The organism is Marinobacter sp. M3C, assembly GCF_023311895.1.
Lineage (GTDB): Bacteria > Pseudomonadota > Gammaproteobacteria > Pseudomonadales > Oleiphilaceae > Marinobacter.
In genome coordinates this window covers 3,226,277-3,249,669 of sequence record NZ_CP092284.1, presented here as the reverse complement: position 1 = coordinate 3,249,669, position 23,393 = coordinate 3,226,277, and the positions used below count along the sequence as shown (strand labels likewise).

The 23,393-nt window shown below is 55.6% G+C and carries 20 protein-coding genes; 13 read left to right on the top strand and 7 right to left on the bottom strand.

From position 1 onward, the window contains the following. The first annotated feature begins 157 nt into the window (after positions 1–157). The 13 genes from aroQ to MIH18_RS15110 all read left to right on the top strand — a co-directional run bounded on the left by aroQ (position 158) and on the right by MIH18_RS15110 (position 14,387). Positions 158–595 (top strand): type II 3-dehydroquinate dehydratase, encoded by a 438-nt coding sequence (gene aroQ, locus MIH18_RS15170; protein ID WP_249006494.1) that lies wholly within the window; start codon positions 158–160, stop codon positions 593–595. A 30-nt stretch (positions 596–625) separates the two neighbouring features. After that, positions 626–1,090 carry an acetyl-CoA carboxylase biotin carboxyl carrier protein gene (gene accB, locus MIH18_RS15165; RefSeq protein ID WP_249006495.1) on the top strand — a complete coding sequence of 155 codons (465 nt, stop codon included), beginning with the start codon at positions 626–628 and terminating at the stop codon, positions 1,088–1,090. 18 nt (positions 1,091–1,108) lie between these two features. Beyond that, a complete protein-coding gene (gene accC, locus MIH18_RS15160; protein WP_249006496.1) occupies positions 1,109–2,455 on the top strand; it encodes an acetyl-CoA carboxylase biotin carboxylase subunit in 1,347 nt (448 codons plus the stop codon). Positions 2,456–2,483: 28 nt separating this feature from the next. Beyond that, positions 2,484–3,377: a 50S ribosomal protein L11 methyltransferase gene (gene prmA / locus MIH18_RS15155; RefSeq protein ID WP_249006497.1), complete on the top strand. Its 894-nt coding sequence runs from the start codon at positions 2,484–2,486 to the stop codon at positions 3,375–3,377. 65 nt (positions 3,378–3,442) lie between these two features. Next, positions 3,443–4,564, top strand: a complete 1,122-nt coding sequence (locus MIH18_RS15150) for a DUF3426 domain-containing protein (protein ID WP_249006498.1) — start codon at positions 3,443–3,445, stop codon at positions 4,562–4,564. Positions 4,565–4,788: 224 nt separating this feature from the next. Continuing rightward, positions 4,789–5,787, top strand: coding sequence for a tRNA dihydrouridine synthase DusB (dusB, locus tag MIH18_RS15145; protein WP_249006499.1), 999 nt, complete (start codon positions 4,789–4,791; stop codon positions 5,785–5,787). After that, positions 5,784–6,101, top strand: coding sequence for a DNA-binding transcriptional regulator Fis (gene fis / locus MIH18_RS15140; RefSeq protein WP_249006500.1), 318 nt, complete (start codon positions 5,784–5,786; stop codon positions 6,099–6,101). Before dusB ends, fis begins: the two co-directional genes overlap by 4 nt. A 31-nt stretch (positions 6,102–6,132) precedes the next feature. Further along, positions 6,133–7,713, top strand: a complete 1,581-nt coding sequence (gene purH / locus MIH18_RS15135; protein ID WP_249012781.1) for a bifunctional phosphoribosylaminoimidazolecarboxamide formyltransferase/IMP cyclohydrolase — start codon at positions 6,133–6,135, stop codon at positions 7,711–7,713. Between the two features lie 17 nt (positions 7,714–7,730). Next, complete coding sequence (purD, locus tag MIH18_RS15130; protein WP_249012780.1) at positions 7,731–9,017, top strand: phosphoribosylamine--glycine ligase; 1,287 nt, start codon at positions 7,731–7,733, stop codon at positions 9,015–9,017. A 103-nt stretch (positions 9,018–9,120) separates the two neighbouring features. Continuing rightward, positions 9,121–10,068 carry an alpha/beta fold hydrolase gene (locus MIH18_RS15125; RefSeq protein ID WP_249012779.1) on the top strand — a complete coding sequence of 316 codons (948 nt, stop codon included), beginning with the start codon at positions 9,121–9,123 and terminating at the stop codon, positions 10,066–10,068. Between the two features lie 101 nt (positions 10,069–10,169). After that, a complete protein-coding gene (locus tag MIH18_RS15120; RefSeq protein ID WP_249012778.1) occupies positions 10,170–11,753 on the top strand; it encodes a cation:proton antiporter family protein in 1,584 nt (527 codons plus the stop codon). A gap of 196 nt (positions 11,754–11,949) precedes the next feature. Then, the gene (locus MIH18_RS15115; protein WP_249012777.1) at positions 11,950–13,326 is read left to right on the top strand and encodes a sigma-54 dependent transcriptional regulator; all 1,377 of its coding nucleotides are present in this window, start codon (positions 11,950–11,952) and stop codon (positions 13,324–13,326) included. After that, positions 13,323–14,387 (top strand): transporter, encoded by a 1,065-nt coding sequence (locus MIH18_RS15110; protein ID WP_249006506.1) that lies wholly within the window; start codon positions 13,323–13,325, stop codon positions 14,385–14,387. Before MIH18_RS15115 ends, MIH18_RS15110 begins: the two co-directional genes overlap by 4 nt. A 12-nt stretch (positions 14,388–14,399) precedes the next feature. On the opposite strand, the gene MIH18_RS15105 is transcribed toward MIH18_RS15110, so the two are convergent. The 7 genes from MIH18_RS15105 to MIH18_RS15075 all read right to left on the bottom strand — a co-directional run bounded on the left by MIH18_RS15105 (position 14,400) and on the right by MIH18_RS15075 (position 23,305). Continuing rightward, on the bottom strand, positions 14,400–14,897 hold the full coding sequence (locus tag MIH18_RS15105; protein ID WP_249006507.1) for a hypothetical protein: 498 nt from the start codon (positions 14,895–14,897) through the stop codon (positions 14,400–14,402). A 4-nt stretch (positions 14,898–14,901) separates the two neighbouring features. Then, positions 14,902–15,600 carry a C39 family peptidase gene (locus tag MIH18_RS15100; RefSeq protein WP_249006508.1) on the bottom strand — a complete coding sequence of 233 codons (699 nt, stop codon included), beginning with the start codon at positions 15,598–15,600 and terminating at the stop codon, positions 14,902–14,904. Between the two features lie 13 nt (positions 15,601–15,613). Then, complete coding sequence (locus tag MIH18_RS15095; RefSeq protein WP_249006509.1) at positions 15,614–16,006, bottom strand: hypothetical protein; 393 nt, start codon at positions 16,004–16,006, stop codon at positions 15,614–15,616. Between the two features lie 55 nt (positions 16,007–16,061). Next, positions 16,062–17,060, bottom strand: a complete 999-nt coding sequence (locus MIH18_RS15090) for a dentin sialophosphoprotein (protein WP_249012776.1) — start codon at positions 17,058–17,060, stop codon at positions 16,062–16,064. A gap of 394 nt (positions 17,061–17,454) precedes the next feature. Further along, positions 17,455–19,320 carry an SLC13 family permease gene (locus tag MIH18_RS15085; protein WP_249012775.1) on the bottom strand — a complete coding sequence of 622 codons (1,866 nt, stop codon included), beginning with the start codon at positions 19,318–19,320 and terminating at the stop codon, positions 17,455–17,457. A gap of 161 nt (positions 19,321–19,481) precedes the next feature. Further along, the gene (locus MIH18_RS15080) at positions 19,482–21,074 is read right to left on the bottom strand and encodes an isocitrate lyase (RefSeq protein ID WP_249006512.1); all 1,593 of its coding nucleotides are present in this window, start codon (positions 21,072–21,074) and stop codon (positions 19,482–19,484) included. 269 nt (positions 21,075–21,343) lie between these two features. Next, a complete protein-coding gene (locus MIH18_RS15075) occupies positions 21,344–23,305 on the bottom strand; it encodes an ion channel DMI1 (protein ID WP_249012774.1) in 1,962 nt (653 codons plus the stop codon). Positions 23,306–23,393 lie beyond the last annotated feature (88 nt).

Below are 23,393 nucleotides of genomic sequence, written 5' to 3'. Positions count from 1 at the left end.
GGTATCAGAACGGCTGGGCCTGCATTAGGTCACATTAAGGCTCCTGATCACCATCCAAATTTATCAAAAAGTATTGATATGAGCAGCATAAGTGCGCACCATGGGCGCATTGTGTCGCTAAGTTTGGCAATTCTGTAAAACAAAGGTATTCGTTTTTATGGCAAGTATTCTCGTGCTTCACGGGCCAAATTTGAACATGCTAGGCACCCGCGAACCTGAGGTATATGGCCACGAAACTCTCGCAGACATTAATCAGCGGCTACAGAGCAGCGCTGCAGCCGCGGGCCATCATCTGCTCCACCTGCAATCAAACGCCGAATATGAATTGATTGAACGCATTCACGCCGCCAGGGTAGAAGGTGTGGACTATATTCTATTTAATCCGGCGGCTTTTACCCACACCAGCGTCGCATTGCGTGACGCGCTGTTGGCGGTTGCCATACCGTTCATTGAGGTGCATCTGTCCAATGTGCACCAGCGGGAAGCCTTTCGGCACCACTCCTATTTCTCAGATATCGCCAAAGGCGTTATCTGCGGCCTCGGCAGCCAGGGCTATGACCTGGCGCTTCAGGCCGCACTCAAACAAACGCATTAACTAGACCTTACAAAAGAGGCTGAACAAATCATGGATATTCGCAAAATCAAGAAATTGATCGAACTGCTTGACGAATCCGACGTCGAAGAACTGGAAATTCACGAGGGCGATGATTCCGTGCGTATCTCGCGCCGCCGTGAGCAGCCAGCCGGCACGCATTACGTTAGTCACATGGCACCACAGCATGCCGCGCCTATGTACGCACCAGCACCGGAAGCACCGGGCCCGGTTGGCCATGAAAGCAAGCCTGCAGCGCCCAAGGGCCATACCATTAATTCACCTATGGTGGGCACTTACTACAGTGCGCCATCGCCTACCGCGCCGGAATTCATCGCCGTGGGCCAATCCATCAAAGCCGGTGATGTTATCTGTATCGTGGAAGCGATGAAGATGATGAACCAGATTGAAGCTGACAAAAGTGGCACCATCACCGAAATACTGGTCGAAAACGGCCAGCCGGTGGAGTTTGACCAGCCTCTGATCGTCATTTCCTGAACCCGGTGATTGTGAGCCATGGCTATGTTAGAAAAAGTATTGATCGCAAACCGCGGTGAAATCGCCCTGCGGATTTTGCGCGCCTGTAAAGAATTAGGTATCAAAACCGTAGCCGTGCACTCCAAGGTCGACCGCGACCTGATGCACGTGCGCTTAGCCGATGAAACCGTCTGTATCGGCCCCAACAGCCCGACCGACAGCTATTTGAACATCCCTGCCATCATCAGCGCAGCGGAAGTAACCGACTCAGTGGGCATCCACCCCGGTTACGGCTTTTTGGCGGAAAACGCCGACTTTGCCGAGCAGGTCGAAAAAAGCGGGTTCCGCTTTATCGGCCCCAGAGCCGAGACCATTCGGCTGATGGGCAACAAAGTGTCGGCCATCAACGCCATGATCAGTGCAGGCGTACCAACGGTTCCAGGTTCTAACGGCGCGCTAACCGACGACGACGACCTGACTCTTAGAGTCGCTAAAAAAATCGGCTACCCGGTGATTATTAAAGCCGCATCGGGCGGCGGTGGTCGCGGCATGCAGGTGGTGCATTCGGAAGCGGCATTGCTTAAGGCCGTACAGATTACCCAGACCGAAGCGCGCAGCGTGTTTGGCGACCCGACCGTGTATCTTGAAAAATTCCTTGAACGCCCGCGTCACGTTGAAATACAGATATTGGCCGACATGCATGGCAACTGTATTCATTTGGGCGACCGCGACTGCTCGTTTCAGCGCCGTCACCAGAAAGTGCTGGAAGAAGCGCCGGCGCCAGGTATTGACCCCGAAGCCCGGGAAAGAACCCTGAAAGCCTGTGTTGATGCCTGTAAGGAAATTGGCTATGTGGGTGCCGGCACCTTCGAATTTCTGTATCAGGACGGTGGTTTCTACTTCATCGAGATGAACACCCGGGTGCAGGTTGAACACCCGGTATCGGAAATGGTGACCGGCGTGGATATCGTGCGCGAACAGCTGCGTATCGCCAGCGGCCTGCCGTTGCAGTACACGCAGGACGACATCAAGATTACCGGGCACGCCATCGAGTGCCGGATCAACGCAGAAGACCCCCAAACTTTTGTGCCTAGCCCCGGTAAAGTGAAGCATTTTCATGCGCCCGGCGGTAACGGTGTACGGGTGGATTCGCACCTTTACAGTGGTTACACCGTGCCGCCCTACTACGATTCGCTGATCGCCAAACTGATCACTTGGGGTGACGACCGCGAAATAGCGCGCCGGCGCATGAAAAACGCCCTCGACGAGATGGTGGTTGAAGGCATTAAAACCAATCAGCCGCTGCACCGCAGATTGGTGCGCGATGGCGGCTTTAAACAGGTAGACTTCACCATACATTACCTTGAAAAACTGATTCGGGACTGAGTCCTGCGTCGACAATGCGGGAAGCACCATGCCCTGGATACAATTAAAGATTTCGGCTGACCCAGACAGCGCCGATCAGCTCGAAGATGTGCTGATGGAAATGGGTGCCGATGCGGTGTCGATGGAAGACGCCGCTGACCAGCCTCTGTACGAGCCGGACCATGGCACCACACCTTTGTGGAGCCAAACCACCGTAACCGGACTGTTTCAGTCCAGTTACGATATTACCGAGTTGTGTTCCAACATCCGCGACGCCTGGCACCAGCAAACCCAGCAGAGCCTGGCGGACATAGACGTAACGCTGGTTGAAGATAAAGACTGGGCGCGGGCCTGGATGGACGATTTCCACCCCCTGCGCTTTGGCGAACGTTTGTGGATAGTACCCAGCTGGCACGACGCGCCTGACCCGGGCGCAGCCAATTTGCTGCTGGACCCAGGCCTGGCGTTTGGTACCGGCACCCACGACACGACGGCTCTGTGCCTACAGTGGCTAGACGGCGCGGATGTAAAGGGCAAACAAGTGATCGATTATGGCTGTGGCTCCGGCATTTTAGGCCTGGCTGCACTGTTGCTAGGTGCTGACCATGTAATGGGAGTCGACACCGACCCACAGGCGCTGGAAGCCAGCCGTGAAAACGCCCGCCGCAACGACGTAGACGAAAGCAGGCTGTCTTTGTATCTGCCGAAAGACGAACCCGACGCCTTGGCCGACATTACGCTCGCCAATATTCTGGCTCAGCCACTGATCGGACTGGCGCCACACCTGGCAGCGAAAACCCGCCCGGGCGGCGACATTGTGCTGTCTGGCATTCTCAATCATCAGGCCCGCGATGTGATGGTGGCTTACGAACCCTGGTTTATTATGGATGAACCAGAACAGCAGGGTGAATGGATACGGCTCACAGGGCGACGCCACGATTGATCAAGCGGTAAGGCCAAAGATTTAGACGACCGTGCATTCAGTTTCTTTGTATTCAGGGATTTAGAATGGCTTCCAGCAACCTTCAAACTCAGTGCTCCCACTGCCAGACGCGTTTCCGGGTAACCGGGGAGCAACTGGAGGCTGCCAAGGGGCGAGTGCGCTGCGGCAGCTGTATGAAGATTTTCAATGCCTTAGAGAATCGCATCAAAGAGCGAAAACCTGTCATCACAACACCCCCGGAGCCGGTTATCAACCCGGACCCGGACGCCGATCTGGTGTTTGCGGACAACCCGGAAGAAGATGCAGCCCACGGCGCTTACATTAAAGCCGACATGACGTTTGCCGAAGACGAGCTCAGCGACAGCTTTCGCTCCATGGACCACAGTGTTTATAGCGATGACCGCGACAGCAGCAGCGATATAAACCCGGATTCGGATGAAAGCTGGGCCCACGCCATTCTGGATGAAGCCAGTCGCCACAACAGCCCAAGGCGCTCAGCCCCACCCGCCGAATCAACACCACCCAAGAATGAACCACTTGCTGAAGCTCAAAATCTTGAAACACAAGGCCTCGCGCAACCCAGCGACAGCCGGCCGTTGCCGTCCGAGCATCAGATTTACGCCGAGAGCGGCGCCCGACCGCAGCATACGCTTTACAGCAATCTTCGCCAGGAACCCATTCCGGTTCAGTCCAATCACAGCGGAAAAATTCGGGCGTTGGCCTGGTCACTGATTGTTCTGGCCATTCTCGGGGTGATCGCCTCACAGTTGGCTTGGGTTCAATTTGACAAATTTTCCAAAATTCCCCAGCTGCGTCCTTTTTACGAAAAAGGCTGCGAACTTGCCGGTTGCACGCTGCCACCGCTGATAGACATGAGCGCCATAGACAGCCGCAAACTGGTGGTAAAAACCAACCCTGCCAACCGCAGCGAACTGGTGGTAGACGCAGTGATTATCAACCGTGCCGCCTTCGCACAGCCGTTTCCGGCCATTGTTCTCACCTTCGCAGACTTGAACGGGCAAGAGGTTACACAGCGTGTATTCAGCCCTGCAGACTACCTGGCGGACCAGGGCGCACAGTTGCGGGAAATGCCGCCGCAGACGCCAATACGCATCGCCATCGCTATTCAAGACCCGGGACAAACGGCGGTCAGCTACAACATCGACTTCCGCTCACAGGCCGAGTAAGCCAGCGCAAGCTCGCTGGCCGAACTCGACTTGCAGGCTTTCGACAAGCACACAAAAGTCAATCAAAAAGCACGAAAAATAATCAATTTTTTCACGGCCTTGCCTCTTCAATCGCGGCCGCACCAGCGGTATCATTAGCGCCCTCCGGAATTCGGCCGTTCAATTATTGAACAATTCACCGATATTCAGGCCTTGCGTTAACTTCCGTAACACGGATTCAGATCATGCTGCCAACGGCAAAAATCGGGCCGTATACCTTGCCCAATCCGCTGATTGTTGCGCCCATGGCCGGTGTGACAGACCGGCCTTTTCGGCTGTTGTGCCGGCGTATGGGCGCAGGGCTGGCCGTTTCGGAAATGGTGATTGCTGATAGCAAAATGTGGCACACCCGGAAATCTCGCAGCCGCCTGAATCATCAAGGTGAGCCTGAGCCCCGCTCGGTGCAGATTGCCGGCGGCGATCCAGAGATGCTGGCGCAGGCGGCGCGTATGAACGCTGCGTCTGGCGCCCAGATCATCGACATCAATATGGGTTGTCCGGCCAAAAAAGTCTGTAATAAAGCGGCCGGCTCTGCACTGATGAAAGACGAAGCTCTGGTGCTGCAGATTCTGAAGGCGGTAGTAGCCGCCGTAGACATACCGGTGACCCTAAAAATGCGCACCGGTTGGGATGAGGATCACCGCAACGCGCCGATTATTGCGCGCATGGCAGAAGAAGCCGGTATTCAGGCGCTGGCCATACATGGCCGCACTCGCACCGACAAATACACGGGCAATGCCGAGTACGACACCATTGCCCGGGTGAAGTCCGACGTTGGTATTCCGGTATTCGCCAATGGCGACATCACCAGCCCGGAAAAAGCGCGCGACGTGCTTCAATACACCGGGGCTGATGGCCTGCTGATTGGCCGCGCGGCTCAGGGCCAGCCTTGGATTTTTCGGGAAATCCTGCATTTTCTGGAAACAGGCGAACACATGAAACCGCCGCCACTGGATGAAGTGGAAACGATATTGAGCGAGCACCTGCTGGCACTGCACGATTTTTATGGAGAAACCATGGGTGTGCGCATTGCCCGCAAACATGTGGGCTGGTATTTGCAAAGCCACGACCAAGACAAACGCTTCCGGCAACGCTTCAATGCCATAAACGACGCGTTGGAGCAGCACAACAGCATTCAACAGTATTTCGCAAGCTTACGAAATGAAGAGGTATTCGCAGCATGAAAGCTGAAACTTTGGCAAACGACACCCTGAACGCATCCGCCAATGATGACATTCACCAACTGCAAACGGTTGGCACCAGCGGCAACCCAGTCACCCTGCGTGACAGCGTAGAAATTGCACTGACCAACTACTTCACCCAGCTTGATGGCGCTCCGGTAACCGAGGTTTATCAATTGGTGCTATCAGAAGTAGAAGCTCCGTTACTGGAACAGGTGATGAAGTACACCCGCAACAACCAGACCAAAGCGTCCACCATGCTGGGCCTGAACCGCGGCACCCTGCGCAAGAAGCTCAAGCAATACGATCTGCTTTAAACCCGACATCCGATCCGGAAGAAAGTGACCCATGGCAAATCAGGCAAATACTCCCGTTCGTCGCGCGCTGATCAGTGTCAGTGACAAAACCGGCATTGTTGAATTTGGTCGCGCGCTCAGCGAGCGCGGCATAGAGTTGCTGTCCACCGGCGGCACCTTTCGTCTGCTTAAGAAAAACAACGTCGCGGTCACCGAGGTGTCTGACTACACCGGTTTTCCGGAGATAATGGATGGCCGGGTAAAAACCCTGCACCCGAAAATTCACGGTGGCGTTTTGGGCCGCCGTGGCACCGACGACGCCGTCATGGCCGAACACGGCATAGACCCCATCGACATGGTGGTGGTGAATCTCTATCCGTTTGAAGACACCATAGCCAATCCGGATTGCGACTTGGCGACCGCCATTGAAAACATCGACATTGGCGGCCCCACCATGGTTCGCGCGGCAGCCAAGAATCACAACGATGTGGCCATAGTAGTGAATACCCGCGATTACAACCGGGTATTGAAAGAACTGGAAAGTAACGATGGCGAACTGACCTTTGCTACCCGTTTCGATCTGGCCGTAAAAGCCTTTGAGCACACCGCGGGCTACGACGGCGCTATTGCCAACTATCTGGGCGGGCGCACCGCCGATAACGACAACCCGGATTTCCCGCGCACCTTCAACGCCCAGTTTGTGAAAGTGCAGGACATGCGCTACGGCGAAAACCCGCACCAGCGCGCCGCGTTCTACGCCGAGCGCAACCCGAAAGAAGCCTGTGTGGCCACCGCCACCCAGCTGCAAGGTAAGGCGTTGTCGTACAACAACGTGGCCGACACCGACGCCGCGCTCGAGTGTGTAAAACCTTTCGCCGACCCGGCTTGCGTGATCGTCAAGCACGCCAATCCCTGCGGTGTAGCCATTGGTGCCGACATTCTGCAAGCTTACGAGCTGGCCTATGCAACAGACCCCACCTCGGCGTTTGGCGGCATCATTGCCTTCAACCGCGAGCTGGACGCAGCGACCGCCAAAGCCATTATTGAGCGCCAGTTTGTGGAAGTGATCATCGCCCCCAGCATCAGCGCCGAAGCAGTAGAACTGATAGCCGCCAAGAAAAACGTGCGTTTGCTGGCCTGCGGCGAATTTGACGGTGAGCGCGCCCCGGCTTTGGATTACAAACGCGTGACCGGCGGCTTGCTGGTGCAAGAACGTGACCTGGGCATGGTCGCCATGGCTGATGTAAAAGTGGTCACCCAACGCCAGCCCAGCGAAGAAGAACTGAACGATTTGCTGTTTGCCTGGGAAGTGGCCAAATACGTCAAATCCAACGCCATTGTTTACGCTAGAGCGGGCCGCACCATCGGCGTGGGCGCAGGCCAGATGAGCCGCGTGTACAGCGCCAGGATTGCCGGCATTAAAGCCGCCGATGAAGGCCTGGAAGTAAAAGGCTCGGTCATGTCTTCTGACGCCTTCTTCCCGTTCCGCGACGGTATTGATGCCGCCGCCGCCGCCGGTATTACCGCGGTGATCCAACCCGGTGGTTCCATGCGTGATCAGGAAGTGATCGACGCCGCTAACGAGCACGGCATTGCTATGGTGTTCACTGGCATGCGCCATTTCCGCCATTAACCCGTAGGGACCGCATCATGAATATTCTGATTATTGGTAATGGCGGGCGCGAACACGCCCTGGCGTGGAAAGCCGCGCAGTCGGAACTGGCCGACACCGTTTTCGTAGCGCCCGGTAACGCCGGCACCGCCACTGAAGCCGGTGTGGAAAACGTCGCCATTGATGTGATGGATTTGGACGGTTTGGCTGACTTTGCCGCCAGCAACAACGTCAGCCTGACCATCGTCGGGCCCGAGGCGCCGTTGGTTGCCGGTGTTGTGGATCTGTTTGAAGAGCGTGGCCTGAGGGTGTTTGGCCCCAGCGCCGGCGCCGCGCAACTAGAAGGCTCAAAAGCTTTTACCAAAGACTTTCTGGCGCGCCATAAAATCCCCACGGGTTCCTACGGCAACTTTACCGACGTGGATGAAGCATTGGCCTACGTGCGCCAGCAAGGCGCGCCTATTGTGGTCAAAGCTGACGGCCTGGCTGCAGGTAAAGGCGTGATTGTGGCCATGACCCTGGCCGAAGCGGAAAACGCCATCCGCGATATGCTAGCGGGCAACGCTTTTGGCGACGCCGGCAGCCGCGTGGTTGTTGAAGAGTTTCTGGACGGCGAAGAAGCCAGCTTCATCGTCATGGTCGACGGCGATAACGTGCTGGCCATGGCGACCTCGCAAGACCACAAACGCGTGGGCGATGGCGATATCGGCCCCAACACAGGTGGCATGGGTGCTTATTCCCCGGCGCCGGTGGTAACCCCCGAGGTGCACCAGCGCATTATGGATGAGGTTATCTACCCGACCGTGCGCGGCATGAAAGCCGAAGGCCACCCCTACAAAGGTTTCCTGTACGCCGGCCTGATGATCGACTCTGTTGGTGCTCCCAGGGTGATCGAATTCAACTGCCGCTTTGGCGATCCGGAAACCCAGCCCATCATGCTGCGCATGCAGTCGGATCTAGTGGCTCTGTGTCAGGCCGCGATTGACGGCAAACTGGACCAGTGCAGCTCCGATTGGGACCCCCGGGCCGCCGTGGGTATTGTTCTAGCGGCAGGTGGTTATCCCGGCAGCTACAGCAAAGGGGATGCCATCTCTGGCCTGTCGGAAACCGAAACCGAGGGCGAAAAAGCTTTCCACGCCGGCACAAAGCTGAATGGCAACCAGGTGGTCACCAGCGGTGGCCGGGTGCTCTGCGCAACCGCACTGGGCAATACTGTGACCGAAGCCCAACAACGGGCTTACAGACTTGCTGGAAAGATAAACTGGGACGGTGCGTTTTATCGCAAAGACATCGCGTATCGAGCCATAGCCCGCGAGCAGGCGTAATACGACACCCTGAGCAAAAGCCCGGTCGTTGACCGGGCTTTTTTATGGGGTAATGTAAACTCACGCGCCTGCCCCGTTACACAAACAGCCTGGAACTGCTCAAATGCTGCAAAAGTCACCTAATATTACCTTTTTCTTGCTCTTATCCGTTGTGCTTTTAAGCGCATGCTCCCGCAATGACATATATCAGAAGGCTATCGACTATGAGCGTTCCACCGCCGGACTTGAGGCTGCCAGCATTACTCTGGGCGAACTGAACATTGCGTACCTGCGAAACGCAGAAATGAACAACGGCGAGACCATCGTGATGGTTCATGGTTTTGGTGCCAACAAAGACAACTGGACCCGCATGGCCCGGGAGCTCACAGATAAATTTAACGTTTATGCCATAGACCTTCCGGGCCACGGCGAAAGCAGCAAACCGCTGGATCTCGGTTATCGGCTGGACCAGCAAGTGGCACACCTTGCCCGTATTCTTCAGGCTCTGGACATTGCCAAGATGCACATGATGGGCAACTCCATGGGCGGCGCCATTACGGCCTTATATGCCGCCACTTATCCGGAACAGATCAAAACTGCCGTACTGTTCGACCCGGCCGGTATCCTTGACTACGAGAGCGAACTGTTTGATTTGGTCGCAGCTGGTGACAACCCACTTATCCCCTCAAAACCTGGAGATTTTGAGCGTCTGATGGATTTCGCTCTTGAGAAAAAGCCGTTTATTCCCTGGCCCATTCTTGGGGTTATGGAAGACCAGGCTCTTGCCAATCAGACAGTGAATGAAGTGATTTTTGCCGCCATCCGGGGCGCTGGCTTCGAGACGGGTTTCCGCAGTATGGTCAGCCGCATCGAAGCCCCGGTCCTGGTCGTCTGGGGCAAGGAAGACCGTGTGATTAACTACCGTAACGGCGAAGTCTTTGTGGACATCATCCCGGGTGCACAACTGGAGGTATTGGACGGTGTTGGTCACGCGCCCATGATTGAAGCGCCGGAAGAGTCAGCCCGTCTGTTCCTGGAGTTTGCCAAATCCCATGCTTCAAAAGCCGAGTAACACAAACAGGCAAGAGGCTCCGTTGTTATCGGCTTCAACGATTGGGAAAAACAAGGTAGCCTTACGCCGACTATAATCCGTTTTCCCTGAAAGAACCTCTCATGCCTGAAGCTGTATGGATTTCCTTTGCGTTTGGTCTTGGCCTGCTGGTCAAGGTGGTTCATTTACCACCCCTGGTGGGTTATCTGGCGGCCGGTTTCACACTCAGCGCACTAACGGCGTTCCCGGGTTCCAATATCTCTGCCGAGCCCACCGAAGTATTAGGCCACATTGCGCACCTGGGCGTGTTACTGATGCTGTTTACGGTGGGCTTGAAGCTGAAATTCAAGACCATCATCAGCCCCGAGGTTATTGGCGGTAGCCTGCTGCACTTTGGCATAACCTGCTTTGTGTTCACTCCCGGGCTGTATCTAATTTTGGATATTACCTGGTACGTTGCCTTCATGCTGGCGGCGGCGCTGTCGTTTTCATCCACTATTCTGGTCGCTAAAGTGCTGGAAAGTAAGCGCGAGTTGCGCGCCTTCCATGGCCGCGTAGCCATCGGTATTCTGGTGATGCAAGACTTGATTGCGCTGGTCGTAATGAGCCTGGCTGCGGGGAAAACGCCGTCGGAATGGGCCTTGATTGTGTTCGGCCTGCCGCTATTGCGACCATTGCTGTTCCGCCTGTTGGATGCCAGCGGCCACGATGAACTACTGGTGCTGTTGGGCATGCTTTTAGCACTGGTATTGGGCGGCTTGGGCTTTGAAGCCTTGGGCTTGAGCTCCGAGCTTGGTGCTTTGCTGTTTGGTGCGGTGCTGGCCAATCACCCACGCAGTCAGGAGCTGGCCAAATCTCTGTGGAGTGTGAAAGAGATATTCCTGGTGGGGTTTTTCCTGCAAATCGGCATTGGCGGGCTGCCAGACGCCCATTCATTGATGTTTGCATTGGCTGCCAGCCTGATTCTACCGTTGAAAGGAATACTGTTTTTCTTCCTGATGATTCTGTTCCGCCTGCGCGCGCGCAGCAGTTTTCTAACGTCGCTGGCGCTGACAAACTACAGCGAATTCGGCCTGATTGTGGCCAGCATTGCCCTGCCCCAGTGGATGGTGCCGTTGGCCATCAGCGTGGCGCTGTCGTTTGTCATTTCAGCGCCCCTGAACCGCATCGCTCACGGCCTTTACGAGCGCTTTGCCAGCCGCCTGGAATGCTACGAAACCAATAAACATCACCCTGACGAACAGCCCCTGGCGCTGTCTGACGCCAAGGTTCTCATCATGGGTATGGGGCGTACCGGTACCGCCGCTTACGACTGGCTGATCGAAACCGAACCGACCCTGGTCGGACTGGATTCTGACCCCAACAAAATTACCCAGCACAGCGTGGCGGGGCGCAATGTGGTGTTTGCCGATGCCGAAGACACCACCTTTTGGAGCAATCTGCATATGCCCCAGGTGCATTCAGTGATCCTCGCCATGGCCGACATTGAAGGCAAACTGATTGCCGCCCGCATGCTGCGGCGCATGGGTTTCACCGGCTACATTGTGGCCCACACCATGTTCCAGGACGAAGCTCACCAAATACGTGAAGCCGGCGCCAACGAAGCTTACCTGACCATGAGCGAAACCGGCGTAGCCCTGGCAAGCCACATCATGGAGCGGGAAGCATCCGCGCCGGACGGTTTTGAACCGCCCTCGACAGCCTAAGTGTCAACGAATTTTACATATCGATTTTTTCACGCAATAGATGATTCTGCTAACTGTTTGATAACCCGCTTCGCAGGTTCTCTGGCACACCTTATGCTTTAAATGTTGTTTGCAGCCATCTACGGATAGGATTTTTGTGCGCAACACCCAATGTTCGTGATGTGTGGCTTATGTTGTGACGAAATGGAGGTTTTTCATGCCGCCATGCCGAACACTTATATGGCTATCAACCCACGTACCAGACATACCAGAATTTGGGTCTGAGTATCAGGTGTACGCCATCAACGCCAGTGACGATATGCCATTGGCGCCGCCGTCCTGTGCAGGCACACGTGCTGGCGTAGCAGATCTGCGCCGGTTCAATGTCAGCGATGTCGGTAACTTTTGTCGCTGGATTGAGTTTCTGGGGCTGCGCTATTGGGTTGCCATTGTCGACATCTATCCATCTCCGGGTTCCGATACCCAGCGGTTCATTGCCCGCTACTGCTCTGACTACCACTCGGCACCGTTGGATATGGGCCGTTTCACAGCGATGTTGGGGCATTTGTGGGGCATGGCGGAGCTGCAAATCCAAACCACAGACGGTTACGACAGTAACCGGCGCGGGCCGGATTTCAACGATGTTGTGCTGACCGGTTCGTCGCCCGCTATCTGTGACACCCGCTCCTTACTGCGGCGTTTCGCTGCGGTTGACGAGCCGGTGTTGATCACCGGCGAAAGCGGCAGCGGTAAAGAAGCCGCCGCTCACTTTATCCAGAAAAACAGCAACCGTACTTATGGCCCACATGTGGTTGTTAACTGCGCCGCGCTGCCTGAATCCTTGACCCAAAGCGAGCTGTTCGGCTACGAACAAGGCGCCTTCACCCACGCTTTGAAAGCCCATCCGGGGCGTTTGGAACTGGCGCACCGGGGCACAGTGTTACTAGCCGGTATTGATGAGCTCAGTATGAAACAGCAATCGGCGTTGCTGCCCTTTTTGCAGGAAGGCCGGCTTGAGCGCATTGGAGGCAAGGCATCGTTCATCGTGGACGTACGGATTCTGGCAACCAGTTCTTCAGACCTTGGCGAGCTGGTTCGCCAGGGCGAGTTCCGGAGCGATGTGTTCTATCGTCTGGGCAGCTTGATTATTAATATGCCGGCACTTCGCCAACGCCCCGACGACATTATTACCCTCGCCCTGTTACTTTTAGACCAAAACAACACCCCGAAAAAACTCAGCACCGCCGCCATCTCGGCGCTTGCACACCATACCTGGCCCGGTAATCTGCGCGAACTGCAAAATCGTTTGCGCCGAGCCGGGCTGCTCAGCGACAGCGCCACCATCAGCCCCCGCAGCCTGGGCTTACAGGCGGCGCTGCCAACTCCCGGCAACCCTTCACAACTGACACTCTCTGCGTTTCGCAACGAAGCCGAACGTCACGCACTGTCATGCAGCCTGAACCTGGCACAACATAACGTCAGCGCTGCAGCCCGCATGCTGGCGATTTCCCGCGTTTCGTTCTATCGCCTATTGGAAAAGCATAAACATACAACTTTACACCTAGATGAAGACTCTGAAGGAGATTGTGTATGACACACCTTTTGCATTCACCACTGTGGACATCCCCCAGGCTATGTCTATTAACCGCTACTCTGGCCATAACACCGGCGTACGCCCAGGAAAATACCGGTAACATCAATCCGCCCCCGGTGGACCAGGCCACCAGCATTGCGTCTATCACCGCGGACCGCGGCATTGTCACCCGGCCCAAGCGCTTCACTATTGAACCATCGCTGTCTTACTCCCACAGCAGCTCTACCCTGGTGGCAATCGAGGGCTACACGGTTATACCCGCATTGTTGATCGGGCTAATCAACATATCCGAAGTGCAGCGGGATACTTTTGTGGGCGCCGTGTCGTTGAAGTACGGCTTTACCAGCCGCCTGGAGGCCGCGGTTCGGGTGCCCTATCTGAGCATCAGTGAAGACTTGCGCGAGCGCGATGTATTTAAGGGCACGCCCGTGGACAATCTGCGTGAGTCATCCGGTAACGGCTTGGGCGACGTGGAGCTATCCACACGCTATCAGCTGAATGACGGGCTGGAGGGCTGGCCTTATGTGATCGGCGTATTCCGGGTACGTGCGCCCACGGGCGAAGGGCCCTATGATGTTAAAAAGACCACACTGTTCACCGAAGATGGCGTGCCCATTGGAGTGACTCTGAACGAGCGTCCGACCGGTTCCGGATTCTGGTCATTTGAACCCGGCTTTTCCTTTATATACCCGAGCGATCCCGCCGTGCTTTTTGGCAACCTGAGCTACGTATGGACAATGGAAGAAGATGAGGGCCAGATCAACGGTGGTACTATCGACCCGGGCGACATTGTACGTTTCGGATTTGGCATGGGCTTCGCGTTTAACGAGCGTACCTCGTTCAGCCTGGGGTACGATCATTCAGTAATCAGTAAAACCAGTTTTGAGCAGGATAACAGCCTTTTTGATGCCAACTTCGATCGGATTCATGTGGGGTCACTATCGTTCGGCCTGGCCCACCGGTTGTCGAATAGCACAACATTAAGCCTTTCCGTGAACGTAGGTGTCACGGATAATGCGCCTAACAGCGAAATTACCCTGAAACTGCCTCTAAGCTTGTAAGGCGCCGCAGTCTTAACGCCTCGGTAGCGACAGCATGGAATCCTGAAAGTTGGGGGGCAGACGCCAAGTTTGCCCCAGGTTGTTCAGTTCAATATTCAGTTGCTGCATATTCTGGATAACCGCGCCGTCCACATTATTCTGGATCAGCGTCATCCAACTTCCGTTATCGAGTACACCGCTGGTTACCCGTGCGCCGTCGCCAGCGCTGCTGACGTCGCGCAGTACGGGCAGATTTTTGAGGGCTTGGGCGTAACTGCCCACGTCGCTGATATTGGGTATGCGCCAGCTATTAATGACTTGCAGGTCGCCATTCACCGACACTCTTTGCTCCAGGCCAATGGCAATTTCAAAACGGTTGAGAAAAAACCCGCCGCGCTTCTGCGCCAGCTCAGCATCACTCAGCACCGGGCTCCAATCTGCGGCTTGGGCCTGTGCAACCGACAAAACGGGAACCATTACCAAGGCCAGTCGAATTGCGGCCGGTCTCAATATTCGTAGGTTCAAGGTCATAGGTTCACCACTCCGACATCGATGGCCAATAAGGCAACGTGTGCCCCAGTGGCGGTGCGTCTTGAACCTGGCTCAAAGGCGCCGTTGCGACCGAAGGCCAGGATCCATCGGCAATAAACGAAATGCGTCCCTGTTGCAGATGGCTGCGTATCACAAACGCCGTGCCATCCCAGTATTGTTCAAACTCTGACCGCGGATACACTTTCATACCACGCGCCGGATCACCCACCAGCACTTCGCTGGGCGAAATACCTTTGATGATCACAAAATGCCGATAACCATCCAGCGTGACCAAGGCAATCACCGGTAACCGAACCTCCTTGCGCAATCCATCCAATGGCAGGCGAAAACCGTCCGCCCGATAGCCCTCAAGCGCCAAATAACGCTTCATATCCAACATAGAAAAACCTTCACGCTGCACTTTCTCTGGGTCGGCTACGGCGAACATGCCGCTGAAGACATCTTCCTCTGACACCTCGAACTGATAATGAAACGTCAGTAACGATGCGATTGCTGCAGAACCACAACTGAAGTCGTACTGCTGGCGGAATACCGAGCTGAAACGGCGGGCCTGAAAACTCTCAACGGCCACCTCAAAGCTTCCGGAAAACCCCGGAATAATGACACTGCCGCCACTGGTCGCAGGGCTGATAACCAGTAGTAGGGTCGCCAAGATCGCGGTAATACCTGTACCACCGGCCATCGCCTGTCTCCTGTTATCGGTTAATAAGAACGTTGACCTGAGTTGTGCCCTGAATAACCACCTGGTTGCCCGAGTTCTGAATAACCGTGGCCACGCCGCTCATATTTTGGAAGGCGCCACCGCTGATCAGGTTGTTACCCGTCATCACTTGTCCAGCCAGCACGTTATCGCTGACATTGCCATTCTGGTTACTGGTGTTCATTTGCCATTGCAGTGGTATGCCTTGGCGACCGCTGGCCTCGTTCAGTTGTTGCGCAGACAGCGCAGACTGCTGCAGCCAGGTTTCATCGCTGTTGGCGGTATCAGCCAAGGCGGTCGCTGTGCTTGTTAACAGAGCTAACCCCAGCACGCGAGTGATACAACCCGCTATAAAGCAGCGTTTAACTTGGTAAAGGCTGTTTTCCATCCCATGCCTCCCGGGCCTGGGCGGGCTACCAGAAACTGGCAGCCCGCACCTGCGCCTAGTTGCCGCCTGCGGTCAGGTTAGACATCACACTGACGTTAGCCTGGGTAACACTGCCCACACCGACGTTCTGGGCAAACGCGCCCACACCGGTGAAGTTCGCAGAACCGTCGCCAATGCTATTGCTGGTCCGCACATCGGTGGAAGATCTGCGAGCAGTGGCGTCGCCGTAGTTCACTGACACGTCACTGACGCTGCCATTGAGTTCGGCGCTGTTGAGGAACATGTCGACCGACATGCTCAGCATGTTGCTGCTGCTGTCAGACGAATCGTTGTAGGAGCCGGCAATGCTGTTGTCCGACTGATCGTTATACGAATCGTTGGTGCTGCTGTCCGACTGATCTTTGTTCGAGTCGTTGGTGCTGTTATCGGCCTGGTTGTTGCCGGAGTCGTTGCTGCTACTATCCGCCTGGTTGGTGCTGGAATCGTTGCTGCTGTTATCCGCTTGGCTGTTGCCAGAGTCGTTGCTGCTGTTATCCGCTTGGCTGTTGCCAGAGTCGTTGCTGCTGTTATCGGCCTGGTTGTTGCCGGAGTCGTTGCTGCTGTTATCGGCCTGGTTGTTGCCGGAATCGTTGTTGCTACTATCCGCCTGGTTGGTGCTGGAATCGTTGCTGCTGTTATCCGCTTGGCTGTTGCCAGAGTCGTTGCTGCTGTTATCGGCCTGGTTGGTGCTGGAATCGTTGCTGCTGTTATCCGCTTGGCTGTTGCCAGAGTCGTTGCTGCTGTTATCCGCCTGGTTGTTGCCGGAATCGTTACTGCTGTTATCGGCCTGGTTGTTGCCGGAGTCGTTGCTGCTACTATCCGAATTATCAGAGTTGTTCGTGGAGCTGTCATTGCCAGAGTTGGCGTTGCCGGAGGTGTCGTTGTTGGACGTGGAGCCACCGGCGGCGTTGGTGTTCGGATCACCATCGCCACCTTGCTGGTCAGCCCACGCGGCACCTGACAAGCCAAGGCTCAAAGCAACAGCAATTGCCAGCATATTTTTTTTCGTATTCATGATGTCATCCCTTCGTTGTTGTTAGCTGCTAGAGAGCCCATTCCAGCCTGCAATCACTGTGCAAGTGTCCGTATAGACTCACAGAGAACAACCTAGCGATAATTGTGCCAAAAAATTCCAGCCCTCAAGCAAGCCACTGAAAAACGTGATTTTTAATTTTTATTCGTCGCTTTTCACCGCCCCGAAAAAATAGCAGGTTGTAACATTACTGGTACAACTCGCCAGGTTTAAATACCGCATTTTAAGTATTCGATTTCTAAATCAAGGCTCTACAAAAATATAATGTGTAAAGCTCAGGCACTATGTAGCTACTTTGACGACATAAGAGCTCTTAACGCCAAACAATGGATCCCTGAATTGGCCATATGGGACACTGGATGCCCAATACTCAAGATCACGCCCACACCAGCATAATCATTGGCACAGCTACCACCGTAACGATGATCGATAACGGTAATCCCAAGCGCCAGTAGTCACCAAACTGATAACCGCCGGGCTCCATCACCAGCGCATTGGACTGATGGCCAATAGGCGTCATGAAGGCGGATGAGGCGCCTACGGCAACCGCCATCAACACCGCGTCGGTGGGCACGTTTAGCGACGTCGCCAGGTTCAATGCGACCGGTGCCACCACAATCGCGGCCGCGGCATTATTGATCACATTCGACAGCAGCAGAGTGACTACCAACAACATGGCCAGCACCGCGGCCAGCGAAAAGTCGCCGCCCAGTGCCAGCATCTGATTCGCTAGTAACTGGGCGCCGCCGCTGGTTTCCAGCGCCTGGCCGACCGGAATCATCGCTGCCAGTAAGACAATGATCGACCAATCGATAGACCTATAGGCCTCTTCCGCGGACAACAATCCCACCAACACCATCGCCACCGCGCCTGCCACCAGCGCTACCGGTGCGCTCAGCAGCCCGCTGACCACCGCCGCAATACTGGCACCAAATACGGCGGCCGCCAGCGCTACCTTGCGTGACGACCCAAGCCGCAGCCCGCGCTCTGCCAACGGCAGGCAACCCAGAGTAATCAGAGTTTCTGTGAGGCCATCCTGGGTACCCTGCACCAGCAGAATGTCGCCGGCCTGGAAGCGGATATCCCCCAACCGGCTCTGAATACGCTGGCCACGGCGAGCCACCGCCACCACGTTCAGCAAATAGCGTTCGCGCAAACCCAAACGGTTAGCAGACAGTCCAAGTAAGGTTGAGCCTGGCGAAACCACCACTTCCATCAATTGCAAGTCGCCTTCATCCAGACTAATCGGCGCCTTGGCATCCTCTTCGTCGGCGCTGGGCTCATCGCTGGAATCTTCAGGTAGCCCGTCCGCGTTCGTTGTCTCGTTGTCTAGCTGGCGCTGCGGCGCCAAAAGCGCACCGGTGGCTAACTCAAGACCGGTATTGTCTAGAAAAGCCTGCAAACTTTCGGTATTGGCCTCAATTAACAACAAATCGCCTTCGCGCATTACAGTAAAGGTCGAGGGAGTGATCTTGCGTGCGCCGTCACGGATCAAGGCCAACACCGCAAGATCATCGCTCTCACCGGATTCGGTCAACAGTGAGTGCAAGGTGACGCCAGCGCTGGCGGAGCCTTCCGGCACTCGCAGTTCGGTAACATAATCCCCCACGCTGAACAGCTTTTTACCGCCGTCGCCGTCATCGCGCCGCGGTGTCAGACGCCAGCCCACCAGGGTGATAAACGCAATACCGGCCACGGTGACCGCCAGACCCACCGGGGCAAAATCGAACAGGCCAAAGGCGCCTTCGGGACGATAGGAAGAAATAATAATGTTCGGTGGTGTGCCAATCAGGGTGACGGTACCCCCCAGCAAGGAGCCAAACGCCAGCGGCATCAGCAGCATGGAGGGCGAGCGCCCGGCGTCACGGGACATCCAGATGGCGACCGGCATCAACAGAGCCAAGGCGCCAACGTTGTTGATAAAACCGGAGCAAAGCGCAACCACCGAGGTGAGCGTAAGCACCTGCAGGGTGGGCCGATGGCCGATACGCCCCAACAATCGGGCAATCGCATCCACCACGCCGCCGTTTACCAGCCCTTGGCTGATCACCAATACAGCCGCCACGGTAATTACCGCCGGGTGTCCGAAACCACTGAACAGTTCATCAGCGGGCACCAGACCGGTGAACGCCATCGCCAGCAACGCCAGCATCGACACCACATCAAACCGCAGTCGATTCCAGACAAACAGCGCCAGCGTAATACCCAATACCGCAAACACAATGCCTTGATCCAGATTCAATCGCCCTGCTCCTGCCTGAACACGTTGTTTCTATTAGCATAGACCAAGGCCTCAACCTTGAGCCGGCGCCACAAAAAAACCCGCACCTGGCGAACCAGCGTGCGGGTTTTTAAATCCCGGAAGGGGGAGTTGCGGCATCCGTGCCGCGTCAGATTAGCCTATTAGCCAAACTGGTTCATGGTGTTGTCTTTACCACCGGCTTTCAGCGCGGCGTCGCCGGCGAAGAATTCCTTGTGGTCGTCACCAATGTTGGAACCGGCCATGTCCTGGTGCTTAACAGTGGCGATACCCTGGCGAATTTCTTTACGCTGAACACCTTTGACATAAGCCAGCATGCCTTCGGCACCGAAATAGCCTTTGGCCAGATTATCGGTCGACAGGGCCGCCGTGTGGTAAGTCGGCAGCGTGATCAGGTGGTGAAACACACCGGCTTCACGGGCAGCATCGCGCTGGAAGTCCGCCGTCCACTGATCGGCCAGCTTGCCCAGGTCGGTGCTGTCGTATTCTTCACCCATCAGCGCAGCACGCTCGTAGGCCGATACGTCTTTGCCTTCTTTTTTCCAGGAATCGAACACCTGTTGACGGAAGCTCAGAGTCCAGTTGAACGACGGGCTGTTGTTGTACACCAGCTTGGCGTTAGGAACTACTTCCTTGATGCGGTTAACCATCGCTGCGATTTGGCCAACGTGGGGCTTCTCGGTTTCGATCCACAGCATGTCAGCGCCGTTCTGCAGGCTGGTGATGCAATCCAGAATAACCCGGTCTTCACCGCTACCGGCCTTGAACTGGAACAATCCAGATGCCAGACGCTTGGGCTTGACCAGCTGACCGTTCTGCTTGATCACCACGTCGCCGTTGTTGATGTCTTCGGCTTTAGCAATAACGTCACCGTCGATGAAGCTGTTGTACTGGTCGCCCAGGTCACCCGGCTCGTCGGTTACGGCAATTTTCTGAGTCAGGCCAGCACCCAAGGAGTCAGTACGGGCAACAATCACGCCGTCGTCTACACCCAGTTCCAGGAAGGCCAAACGCACAGCGTTGATCTTGGCCAGAAAGTCGGCGTGGGGAACGGTTACTTTGCCGTCCTGGTGGCCGCACTGCTTCTCGTCAGACACCTGGTTTTCAATCTGGATACAGCAGGCACCGGCTTCAATCATCTGCTTGGCCAGCAGGTAAGTGGCTTCTGCGTTACCAAAACCGGCGTCGATGTCGGCAATGATCGGCACAATGTGGGTCTGATGGTTATCAATCTGGCTTATCAGCTGCTCGGCCTTGGCGTCGTCGCCGGCGTTCTGAGCTTCTTCCAGATCACGGAACAGATGGTTCAGTTCCCAGGAATCAGCTTGGCGCAGAAACGTGTACAACTCGCCAATCAGGCCGGACACGGCGGTTTTCTCGTGCATGGACTGATCTGGCAGAGGGCCGAACTCTGAACGCAGGGCGGCAACCATCCAACCGGACAGGTACAGGTAGCGGCGTGAGGTGTCGCCGAAGTGTTTCTTAATGGAAATCATCTTCTGCTGGCCGATAAACCCGTGCCAGCACCCCAGAGACTGGGTGTACTGAGAGGTATCGTTATCGTAGTTCGCCATGTCTTCGCGCATAATCTTGGCGGTGTACTTGGCGATATCCAAGCCAGTCTGAAATTTGTTCTGGGCGCGCATGCGGGCCGCGTGCTCAGGCTTGATGGCGTTCCAGGTAGGATTCTGTTTCAACAGGGTGGTTAGGGTATCAACGTCTTTTGAGTAGGGCATGGTTCATTCCTTTGTACGTCAGTTTTTTCAAGGGCGTCGAATTTAAATCCAATTCTCCCTGGACATTGACGACTACTCTAATGCCTCTCACCGCATAACTGAAATTTATATAATCTATATTCAGCATTTTTTTTGTGAATGGCTAAAAACATTAAAACCGGATACCCAACGTTTACAAATCCACAGCTGACAGCCCGAGTATTTCCGACCAGATTGGTCTATTCGTTTGCTTAATAAGGTGTAGACGGCCCCGGTAATGACGGGAGGCACTAATCAGATACTTGGCCTGTTAAACATAAAATCACTAACCGGTCCCCAGGCTTAACATCGAGATAATCCCGCCGAGGCGGGTTTAGCATCAGATGCCGACCCTTGGCGTCTGGCTGGTCCCGATAGATACCAAGCGCTATTTCACCCTCTTTGGCCAACGTTCGTTCCAGCAACTGAAAATTAACGCTGGCCGGAAGCGCGTAATCGCCTGGGTCCCGAAACTGAATTTCCGCACCATCCATTGTGAAGAGCTCATCCAACACCACTCGCAACTCTCGCCTAAGGGCAACCTGAGCTAGAACATGGCTGAGTATCATCGGGCTGATGAGCATTTCGCTGCCGTGGTTGTACAGCAAATGGCTGTTGTCTGGATCGCTCAGTTCCATGATCAACTGCGGACGCCGTGATTGACCTGCCAGTATATCTTCCAGTTGTAAATAACCCACCATGGTGCGGGCGTCGGCTTCTTCACCGGATGCCAGGCGATCGCTGCTCAGCAGCATCACTGTGTCGTAGGCCGCTGGCTGCAATTGGCGCAGCTCGGCCTCAACCATGTAATCGGCTTCGATGTGCTGAACTTCCATGTCTACCTTTTTTCCCAGATGGCGCCGGGTCAGCTGGTCGCGTTCAGCAGCGCCGACAACCGAAATCACATCCACCTGAAACGGCCGATAGTGGTAACTCGACAACTCCGCCAGCAGGCTGGGCACCCGTCGATTCCAGCCCAACACCAGTATTCTCTGGAGTTTCTGCACCGGCGCGGCGGTCACTATCCGTGGGCTACCACGCTGAACCACGGGTAACGACGGCAGCTTGGGGTTGGGATCGGTTTCGGCGTAAAAACGCGCCATCATGATCACTCGGTCTTCTTTGTCAATTACGCTGTCTGTTGGCGCCATCAACCAGACTTTCCACTGTTCACCCTCGCGCTTCAGCAGGCCCAGCACAATCGCCAACGGCCGCTGCGCAGAAACCTCAGCCAGGGTCATGCCAACCATGGTTTCGCCACCGCGCACATACAGCTCGTTGCCGTCGCCAGCGGTGAGCAGTTCGTTATAAATTTCCGACAGGCCCGGATGCAAGATATTCTGCGCCATCAAACGGCTGATGGTGGCATCGCCGGCCACCACTTCTACCGCGCCGGGATAGGCTCGTTCGATCACCGGCAATTTTCGCAGGTCTTGAATCTCGGCCACGACATAAGGCAGTGGCGCGTTGTATTGGCGTGCCTGAGCGGCAATCGACAGCAGCGCTTTGACGGTTTCCACATCCGGCGTTAGCAGGCTGCCGGCGCCTGTGTGGCCGCTGGGCACAATGACTGCGGCGGCGTCCAGACACGCAACCCTATGCAGGGCGTCGGGCTGAATGGGTGAGCCGCTGCGCAAAATGATCTGGCGCGCGCGACGGCCGATACCGGGCTCCATACGTAATTCGTGCACCTGCTCCGCACTGGCATGCTCTGAGAGCACGACCAGATTGAGCCGGCCGGCATCGTGTTGCTCCAGAAACCGGCGCATACGGCCTGATGCACTCAGCAATTCCGTCAGCAGTGGCAGCGTGTGCCGGGTCCAGCCCAGTACCACAATGTGACTTTTCAGCGTGACCGGCGTCAGGCCTCGCTCTAACTCTTCCATTTTGGCAATCAGCCAGCGGGTGAGAATGGCAACCAGGGTGCCCATAAACACCACATAACCGCTGACGGTAAGCAGGGTAGAGACAAAACGCTGCCAAGCGCCTATGTCGTCACCCAGATAGCCAGGATCTGTCAGGCGCAAAAACGCCCACCAAACGGCCGCGCCCACACTGTCAAATTTTTGCCCGACCGCCAATACTGCAAGTCCGCCAGCAATCGAAATCAGCGCAATAAAGGCGGCAACCACCAATAGCTGGAAACCCGCACCTTTCACCAACTGGCGCTCAACAACGAACTTAACGCGATCCACAATTCGGAATGGCAGCATGCAAAACCTTTTTTACTGTTAGCTGGGGCTCTGTTTATCAAAGCACGGTTTATCAGAGCTCTATTTGTTAGAGCCCGATTTTGTAGTA

Excerpts from the sequence above, each read along its gene's own strand:
- aroQ (WP_249006494.1), top strand. The coding sequence starts at position 158 with ATGGCAAGTATTCTCGTGCTTCACGGGCCAAATTTGAACATGCTAGGC.
- accB (WP_249006495.1), top strand. The coding sequence starts at position 626 with ATGGATATTCGCAAAATCAAGAAATTGATCGAACTGCTTGACGAATCC.
- accC (WP_249006496.1), top strand. The coding sequence starts at position 1,109 with ATGGCTATGTTAGAAAAAGTATTGATCGCAAACCGCGGTGAAATCGCC.
- prmA (WP_249006497.1), top strand. The coding sequence starts at position 2,484 with ATGCCCTGGATACAATTAAAGATTTCGGCTGACCCAGACAGCGCCGAT.
- MIH18_RS15150 (WP_249006498.1), top strand. The coding sequence starts at position 3,443 with ATGGCTTCCAGCAACCTTCAAACTCAGTGCTCCCACTGCCAGACGCGT.
- dusB (WP_249006499.1), top strand. The coding sequence starts at position 4,789 with ATGCTGCCAACGGCAAAAATCGGGCCGTATACCTTGCCCAATCCGCTG.
- fis (WP_249006500.1), top strand. The coding sequence starts at position 5,784 with ATGAAAGCTGAAACTTTGGCAAACGACACCCTGAACGCATCCGCCAAT.
- purH (WP_249012781.1), top strand. The coding sequence starts at position 6,133 with ATGGCAAATCAGGCAAATACTCCCGTTCGTCGCGCGCTGATCAGTGTC.
- purD (WP_249012780.1), top strand. The coding sequence starts at position 7,731 with ATGAATATTCTGATTATTGGTAATGGCGGGCGCGAACACGCCCTGGCG.
- MIH18_RS15125 (WP_249012779.1), top strand. The coding sequence starts at position 9,121 with ATGCTGCAAAAGTCACCTAATATTACCTTTTTCTTGCTCTTATCCGTT.
- MIH18_RS15120 (WP_249012778.1), top strand. The coding sequence starts at position 10,170 with ATGCCTGAAGCTGTATGGATTTCCTTTGCGTTTGGTCTTGGCCTGCTG.
- MIH18_RS15115 (WP_249012777.1), top strand. The coding sequence starts at position 11,950 with ATGCCGCCATGCCGAACACTTATATGGCTATCAACCCACGTACCAGAC.
- MIH18_RS15110 (WP_249006506.1), top strand. The coding sequence starts at position 13,323 with ATGACACACCTTTTGCATTCACCACTGTGGACATCCCCCAGGCTATGT.
- MIH18_RS15105 (WP_249006507.1), bottom strand. The coding sequence starts at position 14,897 with ATGACCTTGAACCTACGAATATTGAGACCGGCCGCAATTCGACTGGCC.
- MIH18_RS15100 (WP_249006508.1), bottom strand. The coding sequence starts at position 15,600 with ATGGCCGGTGGTACAGGTATTACCGCGATCTTGGCGACCCTACTACTG.
- MIH18_RS15095 (WP_249006509.1), bottom strand. The coding sequence starts at position 16,006 with ATGGAAAACAGCCTTTACCAAGTTAAACGCTGCTTTATAGCGGGTTGT.
- MIH18_RS15090 (WP_249012776.1), bottom strand. The coding sequence starts at position 17,060 with ATGAATACGAAAAAAAATATGCTGGCAATTGCTGTTGCTTTGAGCCTT.
- MIH18_RS15080 (WP_249006512.1), bottom strand. The coding sequence starts at position 21,074 with ATGCCCTACTCAAAAGACGTTGATACCCTAACCACCCTGTTGAAACAG.
- MIH18_RS15075 (WP_249012774.1), bottom strand. The coding sequence starts at position 23,305 with ATGCTGCCATTCCGAATTGTGGATCGCGTTAAGTTCGTTGTTGAGCGC.